Source organism: Methylobrevis pamukkalensis (genome assembly GCF_001720135.1).
In the GTDB taxonomy this organism is placed as follows: domain Bacteria; phylum Pseudomonadota; class Alphaproteobacteria; order Rhizobiales; family Pleomorphomonadaceae; genus Methylobrevis; species Methylobrevis pamukkalensis.
Genome location: NZ_MCRJ01000064.1, coordinates 1 through 25,685, shown reverse-complemented (window position 1 = coordinate 25,685; position 25,685 = coordinate 1). Strand labels below are relative to the sequence as shown.

Below are 25,685 nucleotides of genomic sequence, written 5' to 3'. Positions count from 1 at the left end.
CCTCGACTGCTCCTCCACCGATGTGGCTGATCTCGCTCCGCTGGCGACGATTCGCAGCCTACAGTTTCTCGACTGCTCTTCAACCGAACTGGCCAACCTCACGCCGCTGGCAAAGCACGACAGGCTCCAGGCCCTGGACTGCTCCTATTCGTACGTGGCGGATCTCGCTCTGCTGGCACAGTGCGACAATCTCAAGTTCCTTAATTGCTGCAATACACAGGTTTCCGACCTCGGGCCACTGAAGCGGCTTGCCAGCCTCCAGTCCCTCGACTGCTCCGAAACGCAGGTGTCAGACATTGGACCACTGGAGCGGCTCGGCCGCCTCCGGTCACTCGACTGCTCCAACACGCAAGTGGCCGATCTCGCACCGCTCGCCTGCCTCATCAGCCTGAACTCACTTTCTTGCCACAACACGCAGGTCACGGACCTCGGACCACTGGCCAATCTGACCAGTCTCCAATTCCTCGAATGCTGCTATACGCAGGTGGCCGACCTCTGGCCGCTGGCAGAGCTCGCCAGCCTCCAGTACATCGACTGCATGTCCACCCAGATCACTGACCTCACTCCGCTGGCAAGGCTCCACAGGCTCCAGTCCATCTGCTGTTGCTCCACGCAGGTGGCTGACCTCTCGCCTCTGGCCGGGCTCGACAGCCTCCAGTCCCTCGACTGCACCGCCACGCGCGGGTAGCCGACATCACCCCGGTGGCCAGTCTCGCCAATCTCACAGACCTCAAGATCCGAAGCACGCAGGTGGCCGATCTCGCGCCATTGGCACGACTGCGCATCCTCGAGTCTCTTGATTGTGCCTACACACCAGTGGCCGACCTCGCCCCGCTGGCAGGTCTCAGCAGCCTTCGATGCCTCGACTGCTCCTTGACGCGGGTATCCGATCTCGCACCACTAAAAAATCTGGCAAAGCTCGACACTCTTCACTGCTTCGGACTGCATTTCGACGATATTCCGGACGAGATGCTCCCGAAGAATCGGTATGGAAATTCCATCGATGCGTTTAAAGCCTGCTTGGGAACCGCTGACTGAAGCGCCCCCCGTCATCCCATCCAGAAGCGCGGGATCGTTTCCTCCAGCACGCCGCCGATCCTGAGCGGGGCGATGGCGGTGGCGAGGCCGGTCACGTCGTCGAGTTCGACGGCGACGCCGGAGAGGGTGGCGGCGCCGAGCGCGGGGGTGAAGCGCTGGGAGGGGACCTTGGTGAGGAAGCGGTGCAGCGGCTCGTCCTTGTCCATGCCGAGCACGCTGTCGTAGTCGCCGGTCATGCCGGCATCCGACATGTAGCCGGTGCCGGCCGGCAGGATGCGGTGGTCGGAGGTGGGCACGTGGGTGTGGGTGCCGACAACGAGGCTCGCCCGCCCGTCAAGAAAATACCCCATGGCCTGCTTCTCGCTGGTGGCCTCGGCATGGACGTCGACGAGGATCGCGTCACACTGCTCGCCGAGCGGCGAGGCCTCCACCTCGCGCTCCACGGCGCGGAAGGGATCGTCGAGCGCGTCCATGTAGACCCGGCCCATGACGTTGACCACCAGCACGCGGGCGCCGTTGCGGGCGATGAACATGCCGGCGCCGCGCCCCGGCGTGCCGGGCGGAAAGTTGACCGGGCGGATCAGCCGGTCCTGCCGGGCGATGAAGACGAGGGCCTCGCGCTGGTCGAAGGCGTGGTTGCCGAGGGTGACGGCGTCGGCGCCGGCATCGAGAAAGTCGCGGCAGATCTCCTCGGTGATGCCGAAGCCGCCGGCGGAATTCTCGCCGTTGACCACCACGAAATCGAGCCGATGGTCGGAGACGAGCCCCGGCAGGCGGTCGACCAGGATCTGGCGGCCGGCGCGGCCGACCACGTCGCCGACGAAGAGAAGCCTCATGCGCCCTCTCCCTGGGCGCCCTCTCCCGTGCGGATCAGGCCCTGTTCGGTGAGGATGCCGTGGAGCGGCACGTCGTGGCTCTCGGCCGGAACCCTGTCCACCTCCTGGCAGGCAAAGGCGACGCCGAAGACGCGCGGCGAAAACCCCTCGCGCCGCAGCCGGGCAATGGTCTGGTCATAATGGCCCTTGCCGTAGCCGATTCGCCCGCCGGCGCGGTCGAAGGCCGACAGCGGGGCAAGGATCAGCTCGGGCACCACCACCGGCTTGTCCGGCCCGGGGCCATAGGTGCCGAAGCCGAGCGGCACCAGGTCGTCGGCCTCGTCATGGGCGCGGAAGAACAGGCCGCCGGTGGGCATGATGATCGGCAGGCCGAGGGTGACCCCGTGGACAGCGCGCAGATGCGCCATCAGCGGCCGCAGGTCGATCTCGGAGCGGATCGGCAGGAAGGCGGACACCACCGACCCGGGCACGACGCCAAGCCCGTCCGCATGGGCGACCAGCGCCGCGGCCGCGGCCGCGCGGGTCTCCGCCGGCAATGCGTCGCGCAGCGCCAGCCGCTCCGCCCTCACCCTCTGCTTTGCAGCGGCAAGCGCCGCCGCACCATCCGTCCCGTCCGCCATCCGCCTGATCCTGCCGCTTGTCCCGTCTCGCCGCATGAGGCTCGGGACGGGGCGGCGGGTCAAGGGCGAACTGCGGATGGGCTGTGGAGAGAGGACGCGAGAGGGGACAAGGCGTCCGGTGACCACCGGCTGCGGACAGGCCGAGGCGTGGACATCGGGCGAGTCTCGAAGCCGGGTCCGCTCGGCTCGGCAGCGCCAGGCCTGTTCGGCCTGCAGCGCCGAGCCGTTCGGTTCGGCGAGGGACAACCGATCTTTGGGCTCTCTGCCTCTCCACGTCTTCGCCGGGCCTGACCCGGCGACCCAATGGCCGCGCGTCGTCGAACGCCTTTCGGCGGACAGTCCGGCAGTCAGCCGGATGGGCCATCGCGTCGCGGACAGGTGATTGGATTGCCGGGTCAGGCCCGGCAAAGACGAAGGAGAAGCTGAAGATCAACGAGCCGACATCCGGAACGCACCCGTTGAGGAGCACAGGCACGAAGCCTATGCTTACGCCCATGTTCACTGCGCGAAAGATCATCCTTCACAGCCCGGTCTCAGATCACGCGAGGCTTGCGGGCTTCGTGGAGCGCTGCCTTGCGGACGGGGTGTCGCTGATCGCCATCCTCGGGCCGGGAGCCGAGGAGTTGGAAGAGACGATCGACTGGCTCGTGATCGGGGATGGCAGCGACCCGAGCCGCTTCCTCACCACCAGCTCGCATAAGGACGAAACCTTCGACGATGTGCTGAACATGGTGCAAATGTGGGAGAGCGAGCACGGCTGGGCGATCGAAGAGGTGCGCCTCTGATCGGAACTCGCCTCTGGCGCCCGCCACGGCAGGTGCCGGACAGGCGGCGATTGACTCGAACCCGCAAGCTGGCAGCCGGCGACTGCAATCGCCACTGCCCGATCAACAATGTCTCGGATCAAAAAAGAGAAAAGTGTGGCGCCCCACATCGGCCGTTGGAAGATCGATCCCGGGAAACCTACAGTGTAGGTGGGAGCCATGTGTCCAGGCCCACGGGCCCAGTCAGGGACAGCCCCCGTTCGGATCGATAAGGCCCCGGGGATATGTGAATTCCTGTCGCACCGCGCAGCAACGCCACACGGCCAATATAGGCGCCGCAGGGCCGCTTCGCCAGCGGCAAATTTGCCGATGACGCGACGGTGAGAGACGCGCCTGCCGCATGGTCGCGACGGACCCGGCGGCTCAGCCGTCCTCGGCGGGGGCCAGCGAGGCGGCGAGACCGTCGATGCGGGCGGCGAGGCCCTTGAGGCGCTGGGCGTGGCCGGTTTCCATCTCGCGCTGGCGGTCGATCAGCCGGTCGCGGCTTTCGCGCAGCGCCGCCACCTCGGCCTCCACGCCCGCAAGGCGCCGCTCGGTCTCGGCGAGCTTGTCGTAGATGGTCAGCGCCGACATCACGATCAGCCGCTGGTCGCCGATCTCGCCGAACACCCGGCGCAGTTCGTCGACCTGCTGGTCGAGCCGATGGGCAAGGCCGAGCAGATGCTCCTCCTGCCCGTCGTCGCAGGCCATCCGGTAGACCTTGCCGGCGATGGTGACCGTCACCTGAGCCATGTCAGCCCGCTCCCGTTGCGGCAGAAGACGGGCGCCGCGCCCCGGAAGGATTTGCCGCCGGCATCAGGGCCCGTGGCGCGAGAGGGAAGGATGGACCGCACGGACTCAGCCGCCGTGGGCATCGAGCACGGCGCGGATCGATTCCATCGCCGCCACCAGCCGGCGCGACACCTCGCGGTTGGCCTCTTCCAGCCGGCCGGCGCGGGCGGCGGAATTGTCCAGCTCCTGCACGAGGCGCGAGCGGTCCTCGCCGAGGCGGGAGAATTCGATCTCCAGATCGCCGAGCGCGCGTTCCGTCTCGCCGCGGCGCGCCACCGCCGCCTCGAGCCGGCCGAGCGCAGCCTCGATCTCCCGGACCGCCGCCTCGAAACTCCCGCCCTCGGCCATTCCCATCCTCTCCTCGCCCCCGTGGCACCGGCCGCCCGACCAGGAGCGCGCACCGAACCACGGAGTTTGAGCATCAACTGATGACCCGTGCCACAGCCGACGGCCTCTTTCAACGCCGCTGGCCCCTGCGGACCGCAGAATTCCACGGCTAATGCGCGGCAGGACAACAGGGCGGCACTGTGCAAGGACGCCGCCCGGCCGCCGCGCGCCAGCCATTCGCCGGCTGCATTGACACCCGGCGATCTCCTGCTATTGATCGGGCGGCGAAGGGCGGCAGGCCGCCGCCACGCGGTCAAAACCGCGGATTTCGCAGCGTTCAGGCTCGACGGGCCGAGACATTCCCGCCAAGTGGTCGCAGGTGCCCGAAGGCGCCGCGCCCGCGTCACTCCGAAGGCTCTGCATCCATGCTCGACACCGCCGAACACTCCGCAATGGCCAACGCCATCCGTGCGCTGGCCATGGATGCGGTGGAGAAGGCCAAGTCCGGCCACCCCGGCATGCCCATGGGCACCGCCGACATCGCGACCGTGCTGTTCACGAAGTTCATGAAGTTCGATCCGGCGGCGCCGACCTGGCCCGACCGTGACCGCTTCGTGCTCTCCGCCGGCCACGGCTCCATGCTGCTCTATGCCCTGCTGCACCTTCTGGGCGTCGAGGACATGACGCTGGAGGATCTCAAGCAGTTCCGCCAGCTCGGCTCCAAGACCGCCGGCCATCCGGAATACGGCCACGCCGCCGGCATCGAGACCACCACCGGCCCGCTCGGCCAGGGTCTCGCCACCGCCGTGGGCATGGCGCTCGCCGAGCGCATGCTCAACGCCGAGTTCGGCAACGACATCGTCGATCACATGACCTACGTGATCGCCGGCGACGGCTGCCTGATGGAAGGCATCAGCCACGAGGCGATCGACCTTGCCGGCCACCTGAAGCTCAACCGGCTGGTCGTGCTGTTCGACGACAACGGCATCACCATCGACGGCCACACCTCGGTGTCGACCTCGATCGACCACATCGCCCGCTTCGAGGCGAGCGGCTGGCGCGCCGAGCGCATCGACGGCCTCGACCCGGTGGCGATCACCGCCGCGCTGGAGCGCGCCAAGGCGTCCGCCAAGCCGACCATGATCGCCTGCCGCACCGTGATCGGCTACGGCGCCCCGACCAAGGCCGGCAGCCACGCCGCCCACGGCGCCCCGCTCGGCGGCACCGAGATCGAGGGCGCGCGCAAGGCGCTCGGCTGGGACTACCCGCCCTTCGAGATTCCGGCCGAGGTTCGCGACGCCTGGCGCGTCGCCGGCCTGAAGTCCGGCCAGGCCCGCAAGGAGTGGGAGAAGCGCTTCAAGGCCCTGCCGGCCGAGACCCGCGCCGCCTTCGACCGCCGCATCCGCGGCGACCTGCCGAGCGGCTTCTCCGACAAGATCGCCGCCTACAAGGCCGCGCTCGTGGCCGAGAAGCCCAAGGTGGCGAGCCGCAAGGCCTCGGAAAACGCGCTGCAGGTGCTGACCGACGCGGCGCCGGAACTCGCCGGCGGCTCGGCCGACCTCACCGCCTCCAACCTGACCCGCTCCAAGACCCAGACGGCGGTGACGGCGGACAACTACGGCGGCCGCTACATCTACTACGGCATCCGTGAGTTCGGCATGGCGGCGGCGATGAACGGCATCGCCCTTCACGGCGGCTTCGTGCCCTACGGCGGCACCTTCCTCGTCTTCACCGACTACTGCCGCCCGGCCATGCGCCTTGCCGCGCTGATGGGCATCCGCGTCGTCTACGTGATGACCCATGATTCGATCGGCCTCGGCGAGGACGGCCCGACCCACCAGCCGGTGGAACATCTGGCCGCCCTGCGCGCGATCCCGAACATGCTGGTGTTCCGTCCGGGTGACGCGGTCGAGACCGTGGAAGCCTGGGAGGCCGCGCTCGCCAACCGCAAGGGCCCGAGCGTGCTCGCCCTGTCGCGCCAGAACCTTGCCGCCTTCCGCACCGAAGTGGAAAGCAGCAACAAGGTGGCGCTCGGCGCCTACGAGATCGCCGCCGCCTCCGGCGACGCCGAGGTCTCGATCTTCGCCACCGGCTCGGAAGTCGGCATCGCCCTTGAGGCCAAGGCCCTGCTCGACGCCGCCGGCCATCCGGCCCGCGTCGTCTCGGTGCCGAGCTTCGAGCTGCTCGAGCGCCAGTCGCCCGAATACCGCGCCGAGGTGATCGGCACGGCGAAGGTCAAGGTCGGCATCGAGGCGGCGATCCGCATGGGCTGGGACCGGATCATCGGCTCCGACGGCCTCTTCATCGGCATGACGGGCTTCGGCGCCTCCGGCCCGATCGAGGCGCTCTATCCGCATTTCGGCATCACCGCGCAGGCGGTGGTCGACGCGGCCACGAAGAAGCTGGCCGGCTGAGCCTTGCGGCTCGCTGGCAGGTGACAGGAACGACAATCCCGCCGCGATCGGCGCCGGCCGGGTCTCCGTCCCAAGGGGCGGCGGAGCCCGCCGGCAGAGCCCGACGGCGCATGACGAGGAGCCTTGGCAGATGGCAGTGAAAGTCGCGATCAACGGGTTCGGACGCATCGGGCGCAACGTGCTGCGCGCCATCGTCGAATCGGGCCGGACCGACATCGAGGTGGTCGCGATCAACGATCTCGGCCCGGTGGAGACCAACGCGCATCTGATGCGCTATGATTCGGTTCACGGCCGCTTCCCCGGCACGGTGACCGTGTCGGGCGACACGATCGACGTCGGCCGCGGCCCGATCAAGGTCACCGCCGTGCGCAACCCGGCCGAGCTGCCCCATGCCGACCTCGGCGTCGAGATCGCGCTCGAATGCACCGGCATCTTCACGTCGAAGGACAAGGCCTCGGCCCACCTGACGGCGGGCGCCAGGCGCGTGCTGGTCTCGGCCCCGGCCGACGGCGCCGACCTCACGGTCGTCTACGGCGTGAATCACGACAAGATCACCGGCGACCACACCGTGATCTCGAACGCTTCGTGCACCACCAACTGTCTCGCCCCGGTCGCCTTCGTGCTCAACGACGCGATCGGCATCGAGAAGGGGTTCATGACCACGATCCACAGCTACACCGGCGACCAGCGACGCTGGACACGATGCACAAGGATCTCTACCGCGCCCGCGCCGCGGCGATGTCGATGATCCCGACCTCGACCGGCGCCGCCAAGGCCGTGGGCCTGGTGCTGCCCGAGCTCAACGGCAAGCTCGACGGCGTGTCGATCCGCGTGCCGACGCCGAATGTGTCGGTGGTGGACTTCAAGTTCATCGCCAGGCGCGCCACCACCAAGGACGAGATCAACGCCGCGATCCAGGCCGCGGCCGATGGCCCGCTGAAGGGCATCCTCGGCTACACCTTCGATCCGAACGTCTCGATCGACTTCAACCACGACCCGCACTCGTCCACCTTCCACATGGACCAGACCAAGGTCATGGACGGTACCTTCGTGCGCGTGCTCGCCTGGTATGACAACGAGTGGGGCTTCTCCAACCGCATGTCCGACACCGCGGTGGCAATCAGCAAGACCTTCTGATCCAGAGGTCCGGGATGCTGTTCGAGCCCGTTCCGCGCCTTGTCCTCCGCTGGCGGACCGAGGCCGGCGACGGGCTCGAACATGTCGAGATCCGGCCCGTCGGCGGGGAGCCCTCCGGCGGGCTCACCGTCTCCGGCACGCTGATCGCCCCGCCCGAGGACGGCGGCCGGGCGATCGGCTATCGCCTCGCCGTCGATGGCGACTGGCGGGTCGTCAGCTTCGACCTCGACGCCTCCGACGGCACACATATCGCGCTGCGCAGCAATGGCGCCGGTCGCTGGAGCGATGGCGACGGCACGCCTCTCCCCGCCCTGAACGACGCCCTCGACATCGACCTCGGCGGCACGCCGCTGACCAATCTCCTGCCCGTGCGGCGCCTGTTCGGCGAGGGCCGGCGCGCGGCCGCCGACCTCCAGGTGGTCTACATCGAGGCCGCAACGCTGGCCGTCTCGATCCAGCGCCAGCGCTACGAACCATTGCGTCCAGGCCGTCTCTACCGCTACGTAAGCCTCGATACCGGTTTCACAGCCGACCTTCCCGTCGATCGTCACGGTCTCGTCGTCGACTATCCGGGGCTCTGGCGGCGCGTTTCACTCTGAGGACACCCTTGCGATGACCAGCTTCAAGACCCTCGACGACGGCGATTTCAACGGCAAGCGGGTTCTGGTCCGCGTCGATCTCAACGTGCCGATGGACAAGGGCGTGGTCTCCGACGCCACCCGCATCGAGCGCATCGTCCCGACCGTGCGCGAACTGACGCGCCTGCATGCCAAGGTGATCCTGCTGGCCCACTTCGGCCGGCCGAAGGGCGAGCGCAAGGCCGAGGACAGCCTGAAGCCGATCGTCAAGCCGCTGGCAAAGGCCCTCGACCGCCCGGTGGCCTTCGCCGAGGATTGCATCGGCGAGGCGGCAAAGGCCGCCGTCGACATGCTGGCCCCCGGCGAGATCCTGCTGCTGGAAAACACCCGCTACCACAAGGGCGAGGAAAAGAACGACCCGGCCTTCGCCGCGGCGCTGGCCGAACTCGGCGACGCCTATGTCAACGACGCCTTCTCGGCCGCCCACCGCGCCCATGCCTCCACCGAGGGCATCGCCCGCCTGCTGCCCGCCTACGCCGGCCGCACCATGCAGGCCGAACTGGAGGCGCTGGAGGCAGCCCTCGGCAAGCCGAAGCGCCCGGTGGTGGCGATCGTCGGCGGCGCCAAGGTGTCGACCAAGATCGACGTGCTCGAACACCTCTGCCAGAAGGTCGACGCGCTGGTGATCGGCGGCGGCATGGCCAACACCTTCCTCGCCGCCCAGGGCGTCGGCGTCGGCAAGTCGCTGTGCGAGCATGACCTCGCCGACACCGCCAACCGCATCATGCAGAAGGCGGAAGCGGCCAAATGCGCCATCGTGCTGCCGGTCGACGCGGTGGTCGCCTGGCATTTCGCGGCCGGCGCGCCGAGCCAGGCCTACGGCCTCGACGCCATTCCCGCCGACGGCATGATCCTCGACGTCGGCCCGCAGTCGATCGAGCGCATCCACGCGGTGATCGACGACGCCCACACCCTGCTGTGGAACGGCCCGCTCGGCGCCTTCGAGATCGCCCCCTTCGACAAGGCCACCGTGGCGGCGGCCAGACATGCGGCCGCGCGGACGAAGGCCGGCAAGCTGGTGTCGGTCGCCGGCGGCGGCGACACGGTCTCGGCCCTCAACCATGCGGGCGTCGCCGACCAGCTCACCTATGTCTCGACCGCGGGCGGCGCCTTCCTTGAGTGGATGGAAGGCAAGGACCTGCCCGGCGTTGCCGCACTCATGACGGCGTGAGGCAGCTGCTTCAACGCCGCAGCGTTACCGATTCGCAATGGACGGCTGATAGAGTGGCCGCATGATGTTCCAGCCCTTGCGGCCCGTTCCCGACACCGACCACCCGGATCTTGCCGCGTCCCCACCGGACGCGGCGGGCGCCGCCGTGCCGGTCGAGGGGCCGCCGGGGGCCGGAATGCCAGGGGACGACACGCCGGCCTTTGCAGCATCCGCCCTGCCGCCCGGCGCGAACGATCCGGATCCGGCGGCGCATCTCGACGCGGAGGCGCCGGACGGGCGCCGTCACGGCGGCAAGCTGTCCGAGATCCTGTCGGTGATAGCCGGCGACGAGAGCCGCGAGCGCATTTCCGTCGGCGACCTGCTCGACGTGCTGCGCCACCGTGCGCACGGCGCGCTGATCTTCGTCTTCGCCGTGCCCAACACGTTGCCGACGCCGCCCGGCACCTCGGCGATCCTCGCGCGCCGATCCTGTTCCTCGCCTTCCAGATGATGCTCGGCTCCACCCCGTGGCTGCCGGCCTTCATCTCGAAGCGCTCGATGGCCCGCAGCGATTTCGCGCGGATCATCGAGAAGGTTTCCCCGTGGCTGGCGAAGGCCGAGCGGCTGATGAAGCCGCGCCTGTCCGCCCTTGCCTATCCGCCGGGGCAGAATCTCGCCGGCGCGCTCTGCCTCCTGCTGTCGCTGGTGCTGTTCCTGCCGATCCCCGGCGGCAACATGCTGCCGGCGCTCGCCTGCTGCCTGATCGCGCTGGGCCTCCTGGAGCGCGACGCGTCTGGGTCGCCGCCGGCTGGCTCACCGGCATCGCCTCCTTCGCCGTCGTCTCCGGCATCCTCTACGGCTTCGTGCTGGCCGGCCTCGCCGCGATCTCCGCCCTGTTCGGGTGAGTGCGCCCACCTCGTTGCGACCGACAGCACGAAAAAGCCCCGGCGCATCGCACCGGGGCTTGTCTGAATTTCACCATCGCGATCCCGCGGTCCGTTGCCGGACCGGCGAAGACCGGATCAGCCGCCGAACAGGCCGCCGAACTTCGACTTGAAGCGCGACACGCGGCCGCCGCGGTCCAGCATGTGCTGGGTGCCGCCGGTCCAGGCCGGGTGCGACTTCGGGTCGATGTCGAGGTTCAGCGTGTCGCCGGCCGCGCCGTAGGTCGAGCGGGTCTCGAACGTGGTGCCGTCGGTCATCACGACCTTGATGGTGTGGTAGTCGGGATGGATGCCCTGCTTCATGATCTGTCGTCCCTGGCTGCCGGCGCCGCGAGGGCCGGACATCGCCCGGCCGGGACGACCGATGCGGCCGCGGCGCGAGGCGAGATTGAGTTCCCGGAAAGCCGCCCGGATCAGAGGAAGGGCGTGGCGCCGACGAACGGCATCCGCCCTCCGGACACCGAGGCGACAGGAGTTCGCGGGGGCTATAGCGCAACGGCCCCGCCGAGACAAGAGGATCGGCGCATATCAGCCGCCTTCGGCCGCCGCCAGTCCCTGAAAGGTCTCGCAGTCCACCGTCATCGGCCCGTCGACGCCCATCAGCTCCGCGCAATCGAGCGCGTTCATCGACCGCACGCAGGCGAGCGCCGGATCATTGAGCCTGTGCTGGCGCGTGGCAATCGAAAAGCTCTGCTCGATGGCGGCGCACATCGTGTCGAGGCTCCGGGTCGCCTCCGCCTTCTGGGCGTCGCTCATGTCGGTCGCGGTGGCGATCTCGGCGCTGACGCAGCCCTTCACCTTGGCGCAGAGCTGCGAGGTGGCCTCGGCGAGATCCTCGGCGGCGGCGGGCGCGGCGAGGAGCCCGGAGGCAAGAACGGCGGCGGGGAAGCTGCCGCGCGCAAAGCGTCTGGAAACACGGATCATGGGCAAGTCTCTTTCGGAAAAATCACCTTTCGGGCGCGCGAGGGCGTCCGCCGGAAAACCCGGAGCGGCAACCATAGCCGAGGATGCACTGCAACAACAGACGCGGCGACACCGGGCGGTTGAGGTTTTTTCCCCTCCGGGCTGCCCCGGACTTGTCATCGCCGGCCTCAGGTGGTCATGTCCGCCCACCAGAAACGGCACCCGGGAGGCGAGACGAGGTGAGCGAAACGTCCCAGACCGGGGAGCCCGGCCCCCGCCGCGCCCGCCGTCCGCAGCTGACGCCGCTGAAGGCGCTGCTGCCCTTCGTGGCGCGCTACAAGGGCCCGGTGGCCGGTGCGCTCGCGGCCCTCGTCGTTGCTGCGCTGGCAACCCTGACCGTGCCGCTGGCCGTGCGCCGCATGATCGACCACGGCTTCTCCGACGAGGGCGCCGGTTTCATCGACCGCTACTTCCTCGTGCTGATCGCCGTCGTCGCCGTGCTCGCCGCCGCCTCGGCCTGCCGCTACTATTTCGTGATCTGGATCGGCGAGCGGGTGGTGGCCGACCTGCGCGCTGCGGTGTTTGCCCATCTCACCCGCCTCTCGCCGGCCTTCTTCGACAGCACCCAGTCCGGCGAGGTCGTCTCGCGGCTGACCGCCGACACCACGCAGATCAAGTCCGCCGTCGGCGCCAGCGCCTCGATCGCCCTGCGCAACTTCGTGCTCTTCATCGGCGCCACGATCATGATGGTGGTGACGAGCCCCAGGCTCTCCATGCTGGTGCTGCTCGCCATCCCGGTGATCGTGCTGCCGCTGGTCTGGTTCGGCCGCAAGGTGCGTGCGCGTTCGCGCCATGCCCAGGACACGCTGGCGGACGCCGCCGCCTATGCCTCCGAAGCGATCGGCGCGGTGCGCACCCTGCAGGCCTTCACCAACGAGGCCTTCGTCACGGCGCGCTTTTCCGGCGAGGTGGAGAAGGCCTTCGAGGCGGCCCGCGCCCAGATGAAGGCCCGCGCCTTCCTCACCGCCTTCGGCATCTTCGTCGTCTTCGCCAGCGTCGTGGTCGTCTTGTGGATCGGCGCGCAGGACGTGCTGGACGGCCGCATCACCGCCGGCGCGCTCGGCCAGTTCGTGCTCTATTCGGTGTTCGCGGCCGGCGCGCTCGGCGAACTCAGCCAGGTCTGGGGCGAGATCAGCCAGGCCGCCGGCGCCGCCGAGCGGCTGACCGAACTGCTGGCCGTGGAGCCGCAGATCACCGCGCCCGAGTATCCCGCCCCCCTGCCCGCACCGGCCAGGGGCGAGATCGACTTTGCCGGCGTCGGCTTTGCCTATCCGGGCCGGCCGGACGTCGGCGTGATTTCCGACCTCACCTTCCGCGTCGCCCCCGGCGAGACCGTGGCGATCGTCGGCCCGTCGGGGGCCGGCAAGTCGACGATCTTCCACCTGCTGCTGCGCTTCTACGATCCGGCCACCGGCACGATCCGCCTCGACGGCGTGGACCTGCGCACCGCCGACCCGATCGAGCTGCGCCGCCGCATCGCGATCGTGCCGCAGGACACCGTGATCTTCGCCGCCAGCGCCGCCGACAACCTGCGCTACGGCCGCCCGGACGCGAGCGAGGCCGAGCTGGCCGCCGCCGCCGAGGATGCGCTCGCCACCGACTTCATCGCCCGCCTGCCGGAAGCTACGCCACCACGCTCGGCGAGCGCGGCGTGACGCTGTCCGGCGGCCAGCGCCAGCGCATCGCCATTGCCCGCGCGATCCTGAAGGACGCGCCGGTGCTGCTTCTCGACGAGGCGACCTCGGCGCTCGATGCCGAGAGCGAGAAGCTGGTGCAGACCGCGCTGGAGCGGCTGATGCAGGGCCGCACCACGCTGGTGATCGCCCACCGCCTCGCCACCGTCCAGGCCGCCGACCGCATCCTCGTCATGGACGCGGGGCGGATCGTCGAGACGGGGACGCATGACGAGCTGGTGGCCAAGGGCGGGCTCTACGCGAGACTGGCACGGCTGCAGTTCTCGGACGGCGGGGCACGGCCGCTGCTGTGAGGGGTTATTTCTTCGTGCCGCTCGTGCCGCCCTTGGGCGGCGGCGGCCGGTTGGCCAGACCTGAGGGCTGATATCCACGGTCACCCTGCCCACCCGGCAGCGGCCGCTCCTGACCCGGCCGGTAGCCATCGGTGACATAGGTGAACGGGCGAGGCTGCGGTATCGGCGGCTTAGGCGCCATCGTCAATGCTCCCGGTCGGTAGGCTAAAGTTGAAGAGGTGGGCCACCAGTCCCCCGTCTCTATCGTCTTTGCCGGGCTTGACCCGGCAACCCACTGGCGTTTACGCAAGTCGTTATCTATCTGTCATATATCGTATTTTTCATCTCGACGCGATCGATGCCGTGCTGCCAGTGGGTCGCCGGGTCAAGCCCGGCGAAGACGGAAGGGAGGCTGAAGCCCTTTCTCTAGCTCTTCGCCGAACCGGACAGCCGCAGGCCGTAACGCATCGACACGATCGCCTGAAATCAGGCACTCTGGCACGCAGAAATCTCGCAATCGAAAGTCCGGCTGATGGGCGGCTGGGTCTACATCATGACGAACCGGATGCACGGCACGCTCTACATCGGCGTGACGAGCGACCTGCCGCGTCGGGCATGGGAGCACCGCGAAGGGATCGTGCCCGGGTTCACATCGAAATACGGCTGCAAACGTCTGGTCTGGACCGAGGAATTTCCAACGATCACGGAGCGATTGCCCGTGAAAAGTCCCTCAAGAGATGGCCACGAACCTGGAAGATCGCGCTTGTCGAAAAGGACAACCCTCACTGGGAAGACCTTTACGAGAGCCTGAACCGATGATCGGCGACCTCTTGCAGGTCGCGGACGCGTTTGTCGGTTCCGTCGGCCCCCTCACCGCTCCGTGAGCTTCAGCTCGATGCGGCGGTTCTTGGCGAACACCTCGTCGCCCTCGCCCGCTTCCAGCGGCTGGAACTCGCCGAAGCCGGCGGCGACGAGGTGTTCGGGTTTCACGCCGCGGGAGATCAGATACTTCACCACCGAGATGGCGCGGGCGGCCGACAGTTCCCAGTTGTCGCGGAAACGGCCGGTGCCCGACAGCGGCCGGGCGTCGGTGTGGCCGTCGACGCGCAGCACCCAGGCGATCTCCGCCGGGATCTCCGATTCCAGTTCCAGCAGCGCGTCGGCGAGCTTGTCGAGTTCGCCGGTGCCCGCGTCGTTGACCTGTTCGGAGCCAGATCCGAACAGCACCTCCGACTGGAACACGAAGCGGTCGCCGACGACGCGGATGTCCGAGCGGTTGCCGAGGATCTCGCGCAGGCGGCCGAAGAAGTCGGAGCGGTAGCGCGACAGCTCCTGCACCTTCTGGGCAAGCGCCACGTTGAGCCGCTTGCCGAGGTCGGCGATCTTGGTCTGGCTCTCGCGGTCGCGGCTTTCCGAGGCATCGAGCGCGTCTTCCAGCGCGGCGATCTGCCGGCGCAGCGCCGAGATCTGCTGGTTGAGCAGTTCCACCTGCGCCAGCGCCTGCTGGCTGACCTGCCGCTCGGCGGTGAGTTCGGAGGTCAGCTGCGCCGCGGCATCGCCGGCGGCCGCGCCCGCGCCGGTCTGGGCGGCCAGCTGGCTGCGCAGCCGGTCGCGCTCGGCCTCCATGTCGGCAAGGCTCATCTGCATCTGCGACAGGTCGTCGGAGATGTCGCGGCCGCTGGCCCGCTCCATCGCCAGCAGCGCCGTCAGCTCGGCGATCTGGGCGTTGAGCCGGTTCAGCACCGTGTCCTTGCCGGAAATCTCCTGGCTGAGGAAATACTGGGAGATCATGAACACCGACAGCATGAAGACGACGGCGAGCACCAGCGTCGTCAGCGCGTCGACGAAGCTCGGCCAGTAGTTCATCTCGCCGGAAAAGCGCCGTCGTCCGAGTGCCATGCCTCAGTCTCCCGTCATCGTCGAGCGCCCGCGGTCGCCGGCGGTCATTCGCGCCCGCGGTCCACGGCGCCGGTCAGGGCCTCCAGCAGCCGGCGGATCTCCTCCTGCTGGCTGCCCTGGTCCTCGGCCCACTTGCGCAGGGTCTTCTGCTCGCTGCGCATGTGCTGCACGAGCCCCTGGAGCTTTCGGCCAGCGAGGCCATCGCCGCCGAGGTGCCACGGCTGCCGCCGTCGTGGATCTCGCGGGTGAGCCGCTCCAGCGCCACGCGCACGTCGTCGAAGCCGCCCGCGCCATGGCGGTCGAGTTCTTCCGGTTCGAGGTCGGTGACGGTCGAGAGCCAGTCCTCGAGGTCGACGTAGAAGCGGTTCTGCGCCTGGGCGGCCTGAAGGTCGAGGAAGCCGAGGATCAGCGAGCCGGCAAGGCCGAACAGCGAGGACGAGAAGGCCGTGCCCATGCCCGACAGCGGCGCCTGGAGACCGGCCTTCAGGTCCTCGAAGATCGCGCCGGAATTGCCCGAGGTCACGTCGAGCGACTGGATCGTGTCACCCACCGCCGTCACGGTCTCGATCAGGCCCCAGAAGGTGCCGAGCAGGCCGAGGAACACCAGCAGGCCGGTCAGATAGCGCGAGATGTCGCGCGCCTCGTCGAGACGGGTGCCGATCGAATCGAGGATCGAGCGCATGGTCTGGGTCGAGATCGCGGTCCTCCCCAGCCGGTCGCCGAGCAGGGTCGCCATCGGCGCCAGCAGCACCGGCGGCCGCGCCACCATCAGCCCCGGATCGCCGAGCCGGAAGCTGTTGACCCAGCGCACCTCCGGAACAAGCCGCATCACCTGCCGGATCGCCAGCAGGATGCCGATCAGCGCGCAGAGGATGATCGTGGAGTTCAGCGCCGGATTGGAGAGGAAGGCGACCTGGATCTGCCGGTAGAGCAGCATCGCGATCAGGCTCGCGATCACCAGGAACAGCACCATCCGCCAGAGATAGACCTGCGGGCTCGACAGCTTGTAGGGATCGATGTCCTTGACCATGGCGTCCTGTCTCGATCGATGTCGGGACCACTGATACCGCGATTGCCAAGGAATAAAAACCGCCGGTGTCGCCCTGCGCGGACAATTGTCGGAACCGTGTCCGCGCCGCCGTGTCCGGCGTCAGGCCGCCGCGGCGATCTTGCGCATCAGCGCCCCGTGGATGTCCTCGTTGCCGCAGACCACCTCGCCCGTGGCGAGCGCCTTGTCGGCGCCGTCGAAGGTCGTGGCGTAGCCGCCGGCCTCCTTGATCATCAGCACGCCCGCCGCGGCCTTCCACGGCGCAAGGCCGGTGAGCCAGGCGCCGTCGAGCCGGCCGGCGGCCACATAGGCCAGATCGAGGCTGGTGCAGCCGAGGGCGCGCACGCCGGCCACCGAGGCGGCGATCTGGCGCAGCTCGGCCGCATGGCGGCGATGGTCGCCGCCCGCCAGATCCGGCAGCGCCGTGCCGATCACCGCGTCGGCGAGTTCCTTGCGCACGGCGACGCGCAGGCGCCGGTCGTTGAGGAAGGCGCCGCCGCCGCGTTCGGTGGAGAAGATCTCGTCGGTCGCCGGGTTGTAGACGACGCCGGCAATGATCTGGCCGGCCTTCTCGAGCGCGACGGAAATCGCGAAATGCGGCATGCCGTGGAGAAGGTTGGTCACGCCGTCGACCGGCTCGGCGACCCAGCGCTGGCTGGCGTCGGTGCCCTGGACCTCGCCGCGCGCCTCCGAGCGGTAGCCGAAGGCGGGCCGCACCCGCTGCAGTTCCTCGAACAGCGCCGTCTCGGCCTTGCGGTCGGCGGCGGTGACGAACTGGCCCGGGCCCTTCAGCGAGACCTGCAGGTTCTCCACCTCGCCATAGTCGCGGGTGAGGTTGCGGCCGACCTTGCGGACGGCCTGGATCATCACGGTCATGAGGGCGCTGCGGGCCATGGATCTCGTTCCTGACGGCCGCTCGGGCCGAAGCCCGCGCGGATCGCGGGCCGGGTGTGTCGGATGCATTCGGACTTGAAGCGCGCCTTGGACCACAAAGCCGGCCGCATTTCAAGGGAAGACGACTTTTGCGGCGCGGCGGGGCTGCAAAAGGCGGCCCTTACGGGGATCGGTCAGCCGTCATTTCGGCTTCGGGACCGGCGCCCCTGCTGCGGACGGGCTGCCGGACGCGGGGGGCGCAAGGCCCGCACCTTCCTCCGGCAGACCGGCGTCGGCCTCGCCGGAGGCGGCCAGTGCACGGGCGCGCTTCTCCTCGCCAAGGCGCACCATCATCTCGTCGAGCCACGGATCGTTGAGGCCGGCGCGCTGGGCGCGAAGATGCCAGACCGCCGCGCGCTCCTCGTCCTGGCGCACGCCGCGTCCGGACGCGTAGAGCCGGGCGAGCCGGTTCTGGGCGATCGGGTTGCCCGCGCGCGCGGCAAGCTGGAACCAGGCGTAGGCGAGTTTCTCGTTGGCGGAAACGCCGGTGCCGTTGAACAGCATGATCGCGTATTCCACCGCCGCCGCGATGTTGCCGCTGTCGGCCGCCCGGCCCATCCATGCCGCCGCCTCGGCCGGGTCGGCCGCAACGCCCGTGCCCTCCTGATACAGTGAGGCCAGCGCATACTGCGCCTCGGCATCGCCGGCTTCGGCCGCCTGCCGGAAATAGGCCGCCGCCTTCTCCGGATCGCGCGGCCGTCCGTCGCCGGCCAGAAAGACGAGGCCGAGGCCGTAGGCGGCCTCGGTGCGGCCCTTCGCCAGCGCCGTCTCCAGCAGGTCGGCCGCCTTCTTGCGGTCCAACGCCACGCCGTCGCCGTTGGCGTGGAGATTGGCGAGTTCGACCATCGCCGCCGGATCGCCCGCCTCGACGGCAAGGCCATACCAGAGCGCGGCCTCCTTGCGGTCCTGCGGCACACCGAGGCCGTTCTCGTAGAGGAAGCCGATCAGCGTCAGCGCCGCCGCGTCGCCGGTCCTGGCGTTCTCGGTCGCGATGGCGAGCGCGGTCAGATAGTAGCCGCGCTGGAAGGCGCCGAAGGCATAGTCGATCTTGTCCGGGTCGACGAGTTCCAGCACCGGATTGGAGATGTCCGGCGGCGGACGGAACGGCTGCACGTCGGAAAAGCCCGCCGCGCCGGCGTCCTGGTCGACGATCACGCTGCCGCCGATCACCGGAGGCAGCGCGGGCGCCGCAGGGGCCGGTGTTGCCGCAGGCGCTGTGTCGTCGCAGAGGGCGGCGTCTGCGCCATGGCGGCGCCGGACAAGACGGCCCCGGCAGCGGCAATCGCCGTCAGCAGACGGAACGCGGACGTCGGCCGGCGCGCGCCGCTCATCCCGCCTTGCCCTCGTCGTGCTGATCCCCGTCGTCCAGATCCCCGTCCAGATCCCCGTCGTCCGAGTCCTCGTCGTCCTGATCCCCGGCGTCCGGGTCTTCGTCGTCCTGCGACACGGCCGCGGCCTCGAGGAGATCGTTGGCGATCTTCACCGCCGCCGCGGGGCCGTCCGGATGGGTCCACACCGCGTCGCGCAGCGCGACGAATTCGGCGCCCGTCCCGGCCGCGGCCGTGACCGAGGCAAGGTCGGCGCCGGCCAGCACCACGCACGGCGGCTCGAACACGTTGGCCCACCAGCGGCCGAAGTCGATCGACTTGCGGTGCGGCGCCGGCTCCTCGGGAAGATCGATCATGCCGAAGAACAGGTAGTCGGCCCCCGCCTCCCCGGCCGCCATCGCCTCGTCGCGCGACTTGAGGCCGGCCGCGCCGACGATCGATTTCGGATGGAAGGCCTCGATCGCGGAGGCGAGATCGGCCGCCCCGGTGTCGCAATGGATGCCGTCGGCCTTCGAGCGGCCGGCGGTGCGGCTGTCGCCGCGCACCATGACGGCCACGTCGCGGCTCTGGGCGATCGGCACCAGCCGCTCGGCGATGCGCTGCAGCGCCGCCTCGGAGCTGACCTCGGTGGCGATCAGCAGCGAGGCGACGTCGCCGCCGTCAAGGGCCGCTTCGAGCTGCGGAACGAAGGCCTCGAGGTCGAGGCTGCGGGGTGTGATCAGGAACAGTCTGGCGCGGGGCACGGGCGGGTCTCTGGGATCTGAGGTCGGTGGCGCCCTTCAAAGCACATCGGGCGCCGCCCGGCGAGACCCTGCCGAGCGATTGCGGCGAAAAGCCGGAACCTCGCAAGCTGGCGCCGCAGGGCGACGCATCTCGCGCTCGGCCAGCCTCAGGCGTCGACGGGACGCCCGCCGAAGGCATCGGCGAGACGGCCGAGCTGGCGCGAGACCGGATTGGCGGCAACCACCGGCGCGGGCGGCGCATACATCGCCTGGTCGAGATGGCGCACCCGGTCCTGCAGCCGCATCGAGCGGCCGATCAGGTCGCGCAGCTCCACCGGAAGCTCGTCCCACGTGGCGTTCTGCGCGGGGGCGTGGCCGCCGTCGAGCCGCACCTTGGACTTCTCGCTGCCGGCCTGGGCCTGGGTGATCTCGCCCTCGTTGACGGCGCGCTGCAGCAGCAGCCACGAGGCGATCTGCATCAGCCGCGTGGTGAGGCGCATCGATTCGGTGGCGTAGGTCAGCGAGGCGGCCCGGCCGAGGCCGCGCGAATGGGCCCGTCCGTCGCCATCGAGATAGGCCGCGGTTTCCTCCACGAGGCCCATGCCCTCGCGGAACAGGTCGCGGAACGTTTCCGATCCGGCGAAGCGTTCGGCGAAGGGAATGGCCCCCGGCAACCGTGCCTCGATCTCGCGCGTCATGTCGCTCATGGTCGCTACCCTACTCGCTTCTGGGCGGGAACGTCGAGCGTTCCGGCCGGTTTCCGCGGCTCCGGTCTCCGTGATGTCCGACGATGACCCTGAACTGGGCCATTTTGCGACAGCGGCGGGAGCCTTCGCTCTCGTCTTGGCAACCGACGTGCCAGCGCACGGGATCATCCTGCGAACATTCGAGGAAAACGCGCGGCGACGAGTGCCAAGGCGCACATGGCGCCCGGAATCAGCCGGGAAAGGGGAGGAGGGAGAGGCTGCGTGGCCGAAAAAAGAGCCGCGTCGAAGCGCGGCTCTAAGTAGACAGGGAGGCATCAAAAAGGAGTGACGGGAGCCACTCGCAGATCCAGAAGGCTGGACAAGACCAGTAATAGATTATAAATGTTAACAATTGGTAAATACTTGGACCCGTTTTCGAATAGCCTGTCCCAATCAGGGACGCGGCGGCCCGTGCCAAGACGAGGGCGAGGTGCCGCAAGGGCAAGTTGAAGAGTCCGCGCCACATTCTGCGCCGTGCAGAGCGGTTGTTGCGGACCGCCGTCTTTCGCAGGGCCCGGGCAGGCATCAGGGACAGGCCCCGCGGCAACGGCGGGCCGGCCGTGGTGCAAAGTGCACGGCCGGCCGACGCCAAGCTTTTCCCCGTCTTTTCGGGCCGCGACGCGAGATCATGAATTACAGGGAAAAGCCGGGCCTCAACTCGATTGAAATTGCACTTCAGGCCGGCTGAGTCTATATAGCCGGCAATCCCCTTCTCCATGGAAGTAGATATCGCTCCACCGGCCAGGACCGGCGGGGCCATCAGGAGGACTTTGCCCATGGCCACCATACCGCTCATGCCCAAGGCCACCGCGGTCTGGCTCGTCGAGAACACCGCCCTGTCCTTCGAGCAGATCGCGCAGTTCTGCAAGCTGCATCCGCTCGAGGTCAAGGCGATCGCCGACGGCGAGGCGGCGCAGGGCATCAAGGGTCTCGACCCGATCCAGACCGGTCAGCTGACGCGCGAGGAGATCGACCTTGCCCAGCGCAACCTGACCCACAAGCTGCGCCTCGCCGACCCCAAGGTCCGCGTGCCGGAATCCAAGCGCAAGGGTCCGCGCTACACGCCGGTCTCGCGCCGCCAGGACCGGCCGAACGCCATCCTCTGGCTGGTGCGCAATCATCCGGAACTGAAGGACGCGCAGATCATGCGCCTCGTCGGCACCACCAAGCCGACCATCGCCCAGATCCGCGACCGCACCCACTGGAATTCGGCGTCGCTGTCGCCGCTCGACCCGGTGACGCTCGGCCTCTGCTCGCAGATCGAGCTCGACATGGAGGTCGAGAAGGCCGCCAAGAACCTGCCGCCGGCCCCCGCGGGCGCGCCGACGCTGCTGCCGGTCGAGGAGACCACGTCGCAGTCGGCCCTGTCGATGTTCCAGGGCAACCGCGCGCAGGAGAAGGAGGAGGAGGAGATCGACGCAGCCGCGGTCTTCGCCAAGCTCAGCTCCATGCAGAACAAGCCGGTCGACGACGAGGACGAAGACTGAGTTCCCGGCGGCGGCTCCGGTCACAGGCCGGAGCCGCCGCCGGATCGTTCCAGGCCAGCGCCGGCTTCGGGCCAACCTCGGGTCGATCCCGGACCGGGGGCTTGATCCAGATCAACGACGCTTGCCGCCCGTGTCCTAGTCTCGTCTCCACCACAGCGGAGCGGGAGACGGACCATGGCGAACGACACGATGACGGCCACGCGTGATCTCCCGGGGTCCGAACGGGCCATGGCCGACGTGCCCGTGCTGATGGCGCGGATGGCGACGACCCTCGGCGTGGTGCCGCAGGACCACTTCACCCCTGCCGAGATCTCCGCCGCCGGCCGCCGCTGCGACGGCTGCGCCGACAAGGCCGGCTGCCGCGAATGGCTCGAGATTGCCGCGATTCGCGGCGCCGACCGCCCGCCGCGCCTGTGCGCCAACCACGACCTCTTCGACGCCGCCGTCCAGACGATCGACACGATCTGAGACGCGCAAGCCGGCTCGCAACGCCACCCGCCGCGCCGGGATCTGCCTGCGGAGTTGACACACGCCTCGCTGCGTGGCCTTTGGCCCGCTTTCGGATGCGGGATCGCTTTGGCCCGTTCCGGGCGGACGGCCGTCGCCGTTCCGCAGCGACGGGGACCCGAGATGATCCAGCGGCCGGCGACCCGCGACCACCGTATCGACTTCCTGCGCGGCTGGGTGCTGCTGGAAATCTTCGTCAACCACATCCCCGGCAACACCTTCGAGCAGTTCAGCCACAAGAACTTCGGCATCACCGATGCGGCCGAGGTGTTCGTGCTGCTGGCCGGCGTGGCCGCTGCCTTCGCCTACTTCCCGCCCTTTGCCAACGGCGACCGGCTGCTGACCTCGGCCCGGGTGATCCGCCGGGCGGGCACGCTCTATGTCGCCCACCTCTCGAATCTGCTGGCGGGCCTCGGCCTGTTCGCCGCCGCCGCCATCTGGCTCGGCACGGTCGGCCTGCTCGACGACTTCAACCTGAGGCCGTGTTCGAGACCCCGCGCGAGGCAATGGTCGGCCTCGCGATCCTCACCCACCAGCCGGGCTACTTCAACATCCTGCCGCTCTACGTGGTGCTGATCGCCTCCCTGCCGGTGATGCTCTGGCTGCTGGCGCACGGCCGCGGCTGGCTGCTCGCCGCCTCGCTCGCCGTCTGGGCCGTGCCGCAGGTCTGGCAGATCAACATTCCGAACTATCCGACCGAAGGCGCGTGGTTCTTCGATCCGCTGAGCTGGCAGCTGATCTTCGCCCTCGGCCTGCTGCTCGGCCATCGCCTGATGGTCGAGGGCAAGGGCGTTCCCTATTCCGCGCCCGTGTTCTGGATCGCCGTCCTCTACCTGATCGCCTGCGGCGCCTACGCCTTCTTCAACATGTGGGGCACGATCCCGGACATCCATCTGCCGGCCAGCCTCGTCGGCAACGAAAAGACCTATGTGGCGCTGCCGCGACTCGCCCACATCCTCGCGCTCGCCTATGTGGTCGGCCACAGCGGCGTGATGGGCTGGCTCGGTCGCCGGCTGACCGCGGGCAATCCGCTGGTGGTGATCGGCCGCAACGCGCTGCCGGTGTTCTGGGTCGGGGCGCTGCTGTCGGTGATCGGACTGCAGGTGCGCTACATCCACTTCGGCATGGACGACATCCTTCCCTTCCCGGAAACCCCGAAGGTGTTCTGGCTGGACACGCTGCTGGTCGCCGGCGGGGCGCTCGTCCACTATCTGGTCGCCCTCTACATGGACTGGACCGGCCCGAAGGCGAAGCGCCGCCCGGCGGAGGCCCCGGCCGCGATCACCCCCGTCCCGGATGCGACCCCGGGCGCGGCCGAATGAAGCAGACCGGGTTTCTGCGGATCCCCTCGCCTTCCGAGGTGCCTACCTCCTTTTGCGGTGCCTAGGCCTTTTGGGGTGATTGAGCTGCCGGCGAAGTGTGGTTTTATCTCCTCGCGAAGCAGGCCCGCACAGATGGGCCGCCACGGCGAGCGGCCACGAACGAGCCGCAGGGGGAAACGATGACGTCCATCTATGAGCGCGACCTCGACCGCAATCCCGCCAACCACCAGCCGCTGACGCCGCTGACCCAGCTGGAACGCGCGGCCCGGGTGTTTCCCGAGCGCACCGCGATCATCCACGGCACCCGCCGCACCTCCTACGCCGACTTCTCGCCCGCGCCCGGCGACTCGCCTCGGCGCTGGCCGCCCGCGGCGTCGGCAAGGGCGACACCGTCTCGGTGATGCTCGCCAACACGCCGGCGATGCTGGAGTGCCACTACGGCGTGCCGATGTGCGGCGCCGTGCTCAACACGCTCAACACCCGCCTCGACGCGGCGATCATCGCCTTCTCGCTGGAACACGCCGAGACGAAGGTGCTGATCACCGACAAGGAATTCTCGAAGACCGTCCGGGCCGCGCTCGCCACCTCCAAGGTCCAGCCGATCGTCATCGACTATGACGACCCGGAGCATGACATTGCGGGCGACCGGCTCGGCGACATCGACTACGAGGAGTTCGTCGCCTCCGGCGACCCGGACTACGCCTGGGTGATGCCCGGCGACGAGTGGGAGGCGATCTCGCTCAACTACACCTCCGGCACCACCGGCAACCCCAAGGGCGTCGTCTACCACCACCGCGGCGCCGCGCTGATGGGCTATGCCAACGTGCTCGCCTGCGAACTGCCGCGCCATCCGGTCTATCTGTGGACCCTGCCGATGTTCCACTGCAACGGCTGGTGCTTTCCCTGGACGATCTCCTTCGTGGCCGGCACCCACGTCTGCCTGCGCTGGGTGCGGGCGGGTGCGATGTACGAGGCGATCGCGACCCATGGCGTCACCCATCTTTGCGGCGCGCCGATCGTGATGAGCGTGCTGCTCGGCGCGGGCGCGGCGGAGAAGCGCGACTTCGACGGCGTCGTCAAGTTCATGACCGCCGCCGCCCCGCCGCCGCAGGCCGTGCTGGCGGCCATGGCCGAGGCCGGCTTCGAGGTGACCCACCTCTACGGCCTGACCGAGACCTACGGTCCGGCGGTCGTCAACGAGTGGAAGACCGACTGGGAGGCGCTCGCCTCGGACGAGCGGGCGGTGAAGAAGGCGCGCCAGGGCGTGCGCTATCCCGCGCTCGAGGATCTCACCGTCATGGATCCGGTGACGATGATCCCCGTGCCGGCCGACGGCGAGACCCTCGGCGAGGTCATGTTCCGGGGCAACGTGGTGATGAAGGGCTATCTGAAGAACCCGAAGGCGACCGGCGAGGCCTTTGCCGGCGGCTGGTTCCACTCCGGCGACCTCGGCGTGATGCATCCCGACGGCTACATCCAGCTGAAGGACCGCTCCAAGGACATCATCATCTCCGGCGGCGAAAACATCTCCTCGATCGAGGTCGAGGACGCGATCTACAAGCACCCGGCCGTGCAGGCCGTGGCCGTGGTCGCCAAGGACGACGAGAAATGGGGCGAGACGCCCTGCGCCTTCATCGAGGTCAGGCCCGGCATGACGCTCGGCGCCGACGAGGTCATCGCCTGGTGCCGCGACCGCCTCGCCCACTACAAGTGCCCGCGCCATGTCGTCTTCGAGGACCTGCCGAAGACCTCCACCGGCAAGGTGCAGAAATACGTCCTGCGCGAGCGCACCAGGGCGATGTGAGCGGCAAGGAGAGGCTGCCCGGAAGCTCGGCCTGCCGGCTCCGAGCCGGCCCGAAAGATGGCTGCCTCCTTCACGCCTTAGCCCTGCGCGCCACGCGCAACGCGGCAAGCGAAAGGGCCACGGACGCCGCGTCCGTGGCCCTTGCGCATGAAGCGCTTCGTCAGTGCGACCGCAACGGCCGCGTCCTGTCAGTGCAGGGAGCCACGGCGCCCCGTGTTGGCCTGCAGCTTGTTGATTTCGTCCTTGAGATGCAACTTCCGA

Annotated in this window: 19 protein-coding genes, 1 other RNA gene and 7 pseudogenes; 14 read left to right on the top strand and 13 right to left on the bottom strand. The window is 68.8% G+C overall.

The features are described 5' to 3' along the window. Both A6302_RS11820 and A6302_RS22195 read left to right on the top strand, forming a co-directional pair. Positions 1-688, top strand: a 688-nt coding sequence (locus tag A6302_RS11820) for a leucine-rich repeat domain-containing protein (RefSeq protein ID WP_141703708.1), incomplete at its 5' end; no start/stop codon positions are given. Between the two features lie 14 nt (positions 689-702). Next, a complete protein-coding gene (locus A6302_RS22195; protein WP_141703706.1) occupies positions 703-1,038 on the top strand; it encodes a leucine-rich repeat domain-containing protein in 336 nt (111 codons plus the stop codon). Between the two features lie 11 nt (positions 1,039-1,049). On the opposite strand, the gene A6302_RS11815 is transcribed toward A6302_RS22195, so the two are convergent. Together A6302_RS11815 and A6302_RS11810 are read right to left on the bottom strand one after the other, a co-directional pair. Beyond that, positions 1,050-1,874, bottom strand: coding sequence for a TIGR00282 family metallophosphoesterase (locus A6302_RS11815; protein WP_069307203.1), 825 nt, complete (start codon positions 1,872-1,874; stop codon positions 1,050-1,052). Beyond that, positions 1,871-2,494, bottom strand: coding sequence for a 5-formyltetrahydrofolate cyclo-ligase (locus tag A6302_RS11810; RefSeq protein WP_069307202.1), 624 nt, complete (start codon positions 2,492-2,494; stop codon positions 1,871-1,873). The genes A6302_RS11815 and A6302_RS11810 overlap by 4 nt, the downstream gene beginning before the upstream one ends. Positions 2,495-3,078: 584 nt before the next feature. On the opposite strand from A6302_RS11810, the gene A6302_RS11805 reads away from it, so the two are divergent. Beyond that, entirely contained in the window at positions 3,079-3,279 is a 201-nt protein-coding gene (locus A6302_RS11805; protein WP_245294041.1) for a hypothetical protein, read from the top strand. A gap of 137 nt (positions 3,280-3,416) precedes the next feature. Here A6302_RS11805 and ssrS read toward each other — a convergent pair. The 3 genes from ssrS to A6302_RS11790 all read right to left on the bottom strand — a co-directional run bounded on the left by ssrS (position 3,417) and on the right by A6302_RS11790 (position 4,437). Continuing rightward, a non-coding RNA gene (gene ssrS, locus A6302_RS11800) (6S RNA) lies at positions 3,417-3,574 on the bottom strand. A 107-nt stretch (positions 3,575-3,681) separates the two neighbouring features. Then, complete coding sequence (locus A6302_RS11795; RefSeq protein WP_069307201.1) at positions 3,682-4,050, bottom strand: cell division protein ZapA; 369 nt, start codon at positions 4,048-4,050, stop codon at positions 3,682-3,684. 105 nt (positions 4,051-4,155) lie between these two features. Beyond that, a complete protein-coding gene (locus A6302_RS11790) occupies positions 4,156-4,437 on the bottom strand; it encodes a DUF4164 domain-containing protein (protein WP_069307200.1) in 282 nt (93 codons plus the stop codon). A 404-nt stretch (positions 4,438-4,841) separates the two neighbouring features. Here A6302_RS11790 and tkt point away from each other — a divergent pair, with 404 nt between their 5' ends. The 5 genes and pseudogenes from tkt (at position 4,842) to A6302_RS11765 (ending at position 10,727) form a co-directional block, all read left to right on the top strand. Next, positions 4,842-6,830, top strand: a complete 1,989-nt coding sequence (gene tkt / locus A6302_RS11785) for a transketolase (protein ID WP_069307199.1) — start codon at positions 4,842-4,844, stop codon at positions 6,828-6,830. A 130-nt stretch (positions 6,831-6,960) separates the two neighbouring features. Next, a pseudogene (gene gap, locus A6302_RS11780) lies at positions 6,961-7,967 on the top strand (type I glyceraldehyde-3-phosphate dehydrogenase). Between the two features lie 14 nt (positions 7,968-7,981). After that, positions 7,982-8,566: a putative glycolipid-binding domain-containing protein gene (locus tag A6302_RS11775; protein WP_069307198.1), complete on the top strand. Its 585-nt coding sequence runs from the start codon at positions 7,982-7,984 to the stop codon at positions 8,564-8,566. 13 nt (positions 8,567-8,579) lie between these two features. Then, complete coding sequence (locus A6302_RS11770; protein WP_069307197.1) at positions 8,580-9,776, top strand: phosphoglycerate kinase; 1,197 nt, start codon at positions 8,580-8,582, stop codon at positions 9,774-9,776. Between the two features lie 61 nt (positions 9,777-9,837). Beyond that, positions 9,838-10,727 (top strand): annotated as a pseudogene (locus A6302_RS11765) (exopolysaccharide biosynthesis protein). Between the two features lie 50 nt (positions 10,728-10,777). On the opposite strand, the gene rpmE reads toward A6302_RS11765, so the two are convergent. Together rpmE and A6302_RS11755 are read right to left on the bottom strand one after the other, a co-directional pair. After that, positions 10,778-11,002, bottom strand: coding sequence for a 50S ribosomal protein L31 (gene rpmE / locus A6302_RS11760; RefSeq protein ID WP_069307196.1), 225 nt, complete (start codon positions 11,000-11,002; stop codon positions 10,778-10,780). Positions 11,003-11,227: 225 nt separating this feature from the next. Beyond that, positions 11,228-11,623 carry a hypothetical protein gene (locus tag A6302_RS11755; protein ID WP_069307195.1) on the bottom strand — a complete coding sequence of 132 codons (396 nt, stop codon included), beginning with the start codon at positions 11,621-11,623 and terminating at the stop codon, positions 11,228-11,230. 218 nt (positions 11,624-11,841) lie between these two features. Between A6302_RS11755 and A6302_RS11750 the strand changes: the two are divergent. Together A6302_RS11750 and A6302_RS21325 are read left to right on the top strand one after the other, a co-directional pair. Next, positions 11,842-13,649: pseudogene (locus tag A6302_RS11750) on the top strand (ABC transporter transmembrane domain-containing protein). 511 nt (positions 13,650-14,160) lie between these two features. Continuing rightward, positions 14,161-14,447, top strand: a pseudogene (locus A6302_RS21325) (GIY-YIG nuclease family protein). A gap of 51 nt (positions 14,448-14,498) precedes the next feature. Here A6302_RS21325 and A6302_RS11745 read toward each other — a convergent pair. The 6 genes and pseudogenes from A6302_RS11745 to rcdA form a co-directional block, all read right to left on the bottom strand. Further along, the gene (locus tag A6302_RS11745) at positions 14,499-15,527 is read right to left on the bottom strand and encodes a peptidoglycan -binding protein (protein WP_069307194.1); all 1,029 of its coding nucleotides are present in this window, start codon (positions 15,525-15,527) and stop codon (positions 14,499-14,501) included. A gap of 44 nt (positions 15,528-15,571) precedes the next feature. Continuing rightward, positions 15,572-16,557: pseudogene (locus A6302_RS11740) on the bottom strand (flagellar motor protein MotA). Between the two features lie 120 nt (positions 16,558-16,677). Next, entirely contained in the window at positions 16,678-17,469 is a 792-nt protein-coding gene (locus tag A6302_RS11735; RefSeq protein ID WP_069307193.1) for an inositol monophosphatase family protein, read from the bottom strand. 180 nt (positions 17,470-17,649) lie between these two features. Further along, entirely contained in the window at positions 17,650-18,678 is a 1,029-nt protein-coding gene (locus A6302_RS11730; protein ID WP_069307192.1) for a tetratricopeptide repeat protein, read from the bottom strand. A 157-nt stretch (positions 18,679-18,835) separates the two neighbouring features. Beyond that, a complete protein-coding gene (locus A6302_RS11725) occupies positions 18,836-19,579 on the bottom strand; it encodes a thiamine phosphate synthase (RefSeq protein WP_069307191.1) in 744 nt (247 codons plus the stop codon). Between the two features lie 146 nt (positions 19,580-19,725). Next, positions 19,726-20,256 carry a protease adaptor protein RcdA gene (gene rcdA / locus A6302_RS11720; protein ID WP_083255713.1) on the bottom strand — a complete coding sequence of 177 codons (531 nt, stop codon included), beginning with the start codon at positions 20,254-20,256 and terminating at the stop codon, positions 19,726-19,728. A gap of 824 nt (positions 20,257-21,080) precedes the next feature. Here rcdA and A6302_RS11715 point away from each other — a divergent pair. The 4 genes and pseudogenes from A6302_RS11715 to A6302_RS11695 all read left to right on the top strand — a co-directional run bounded on the left by A6302_RS11715 (position 21,081) and on the right by A6302_RS11695 (position 25,424). Next, positions 21,081-21,791 (top strand): DUF1013 domain-containing protein, encoded by a 711-nt coding sequence (locus tag A6302_RS11715; RefSeq protein ID WP_069307189.1) that lies wholly within the window; start codon positions 21,081-21,083, stop codon positions 21,789-21,791. 174 nt (positions 21,792-21,965) lie between these two features. Beyond that, on the top strand, positions 21,966-22,259 hold the full coding sequence (locus A6302_RS11710; RefSeq protein ID WP_069307188.1) for a DUF6455 family protein: 294 nt from the start codon (positions 21,966-21,968) through the stop codon (positions 22,257-22,259). Positions 22,260-22,421: 162 nt separating this feature from the next. Further along, positions 22,422-23,620 (top strand): annotated as a pseudogene (locus A6302_RS22975) (OpgC family protein). Positions 23,621-23,799: 179 nt separating this feature from the next. Continuing rightward, positions 23,800-25,424 (top strand): annotated as a pseudogene (locus tag A6302_RS11695) (acyl-CoA synthetase). Positions 25,425-25,685 lie beyond the last annotated feature (261 nt).

What these genes read in the sequence shown, in the direction of transcription:
- A6302_RS11815 (WP_069307203.1), bottom strand. Translation starts at nt 1,874, where the DNA reads ATGAGGCTTCTCTTCGTCGGCGACGTGGTCGGCCGCGCCGGCCGCCAG.
- A6302_RS11810 (WP_069307202.1), bottom strand. Translation starts at nt 2,494, where the DNA reads ATGGCGGACGGGACGGATGGTGCGGCGGCGCTTGCCGCTGCAAAGCAG.
- A6302_RS11795 (WP_069307201.1), bottom strand. Translation starts at nt 4,050, where the DNA reads ATGGCTCAGGTGACGGTCACCATCGCCGGCAAGGTCTACCGGATGGCC.
- A6302_RS11790 (WP_069307200.1), bottom strand. Translation starts at nt 4,437, where the DNA reads ATGGCCGAGGGCGGGAGTTTCGAGGCGGCGGTCCGGGAGATCGAGGCT.
- tkt (WP_069307199.1), top strand. Translation starts at nt 4,842, where the DNA reads ATGCTCGACACCGCCGAACACTCCGCAATGGCCAACGCCATCCGTGCG.
- A6302_RS11775 (WP_069307198.1), top strand. Translation starts at nt 7,982, where the DNA reads ATGCTGTTCGAGCCCGTTCCGCGCCTTGTCCTCCGCTGGCGGACCGAG.
- A6302_RS11770 (WP_069307197.1), top strand. Translation starts at nt 8,580, where the DNA reads ATGACCAGCTTCAAGACCCTCGACGACGGCGATTTCAACGGCAAGCGG.
- rpmE (WP_069307196.1), bottom strand. Translation starts at nt 11,002, where the DNA reads ATGAAGCAGGGCATCCATCCCGACTACCACACCATCAAGGTCGTGATG.
- A6302_RS11755 (WP_069307195.1), bottom strand. Translation starts at nt 11,623, where the DNA reads ATGATCCGTGTTTCCAGACGCTTTGCGCGCGGCAGCTTCCCCGCCGCC.
- A6302_RS11745 (WP_069307194.1), bottom strand. Translation starts at nt 15,527, where the DNA reads ATGGCACTCGGACGACGGCGCTTTTCCGGCGAGATGAACTACTGGCCG.
- A6302_RS11735 (WP_069307193.1), bottom strand. Translation starts at nt 17,469, where the DNA reads ATGGCCCGCAGCGCCCTCATGACCGTGATGATCCAGGCCGTCCGCAAG.
- rcdA (WP_083255713.1), bottom strand. Translation starts at nt 20,256, where the DNA reads ATGACGCGCGAGATCGAGGCACGGTTGCCGGGGGCCATTCCCTTCGCC.
- A6302_RS11715 (WP_069307189.1), top strand. Translation starts at nt 21,081, where the DNA reads ATGGCCACCATACCGCTCATGCCCAAGGCCACCGCGGTCTGGCTCGTC.
- A6302_RS11710 (WP_069307188.1), top strand. Translation starts at nt 21,966, where the DNA reads ATGGCGAACGACACGATGACGGCCACGCGTGATCTCCCGGGGTCCGAA.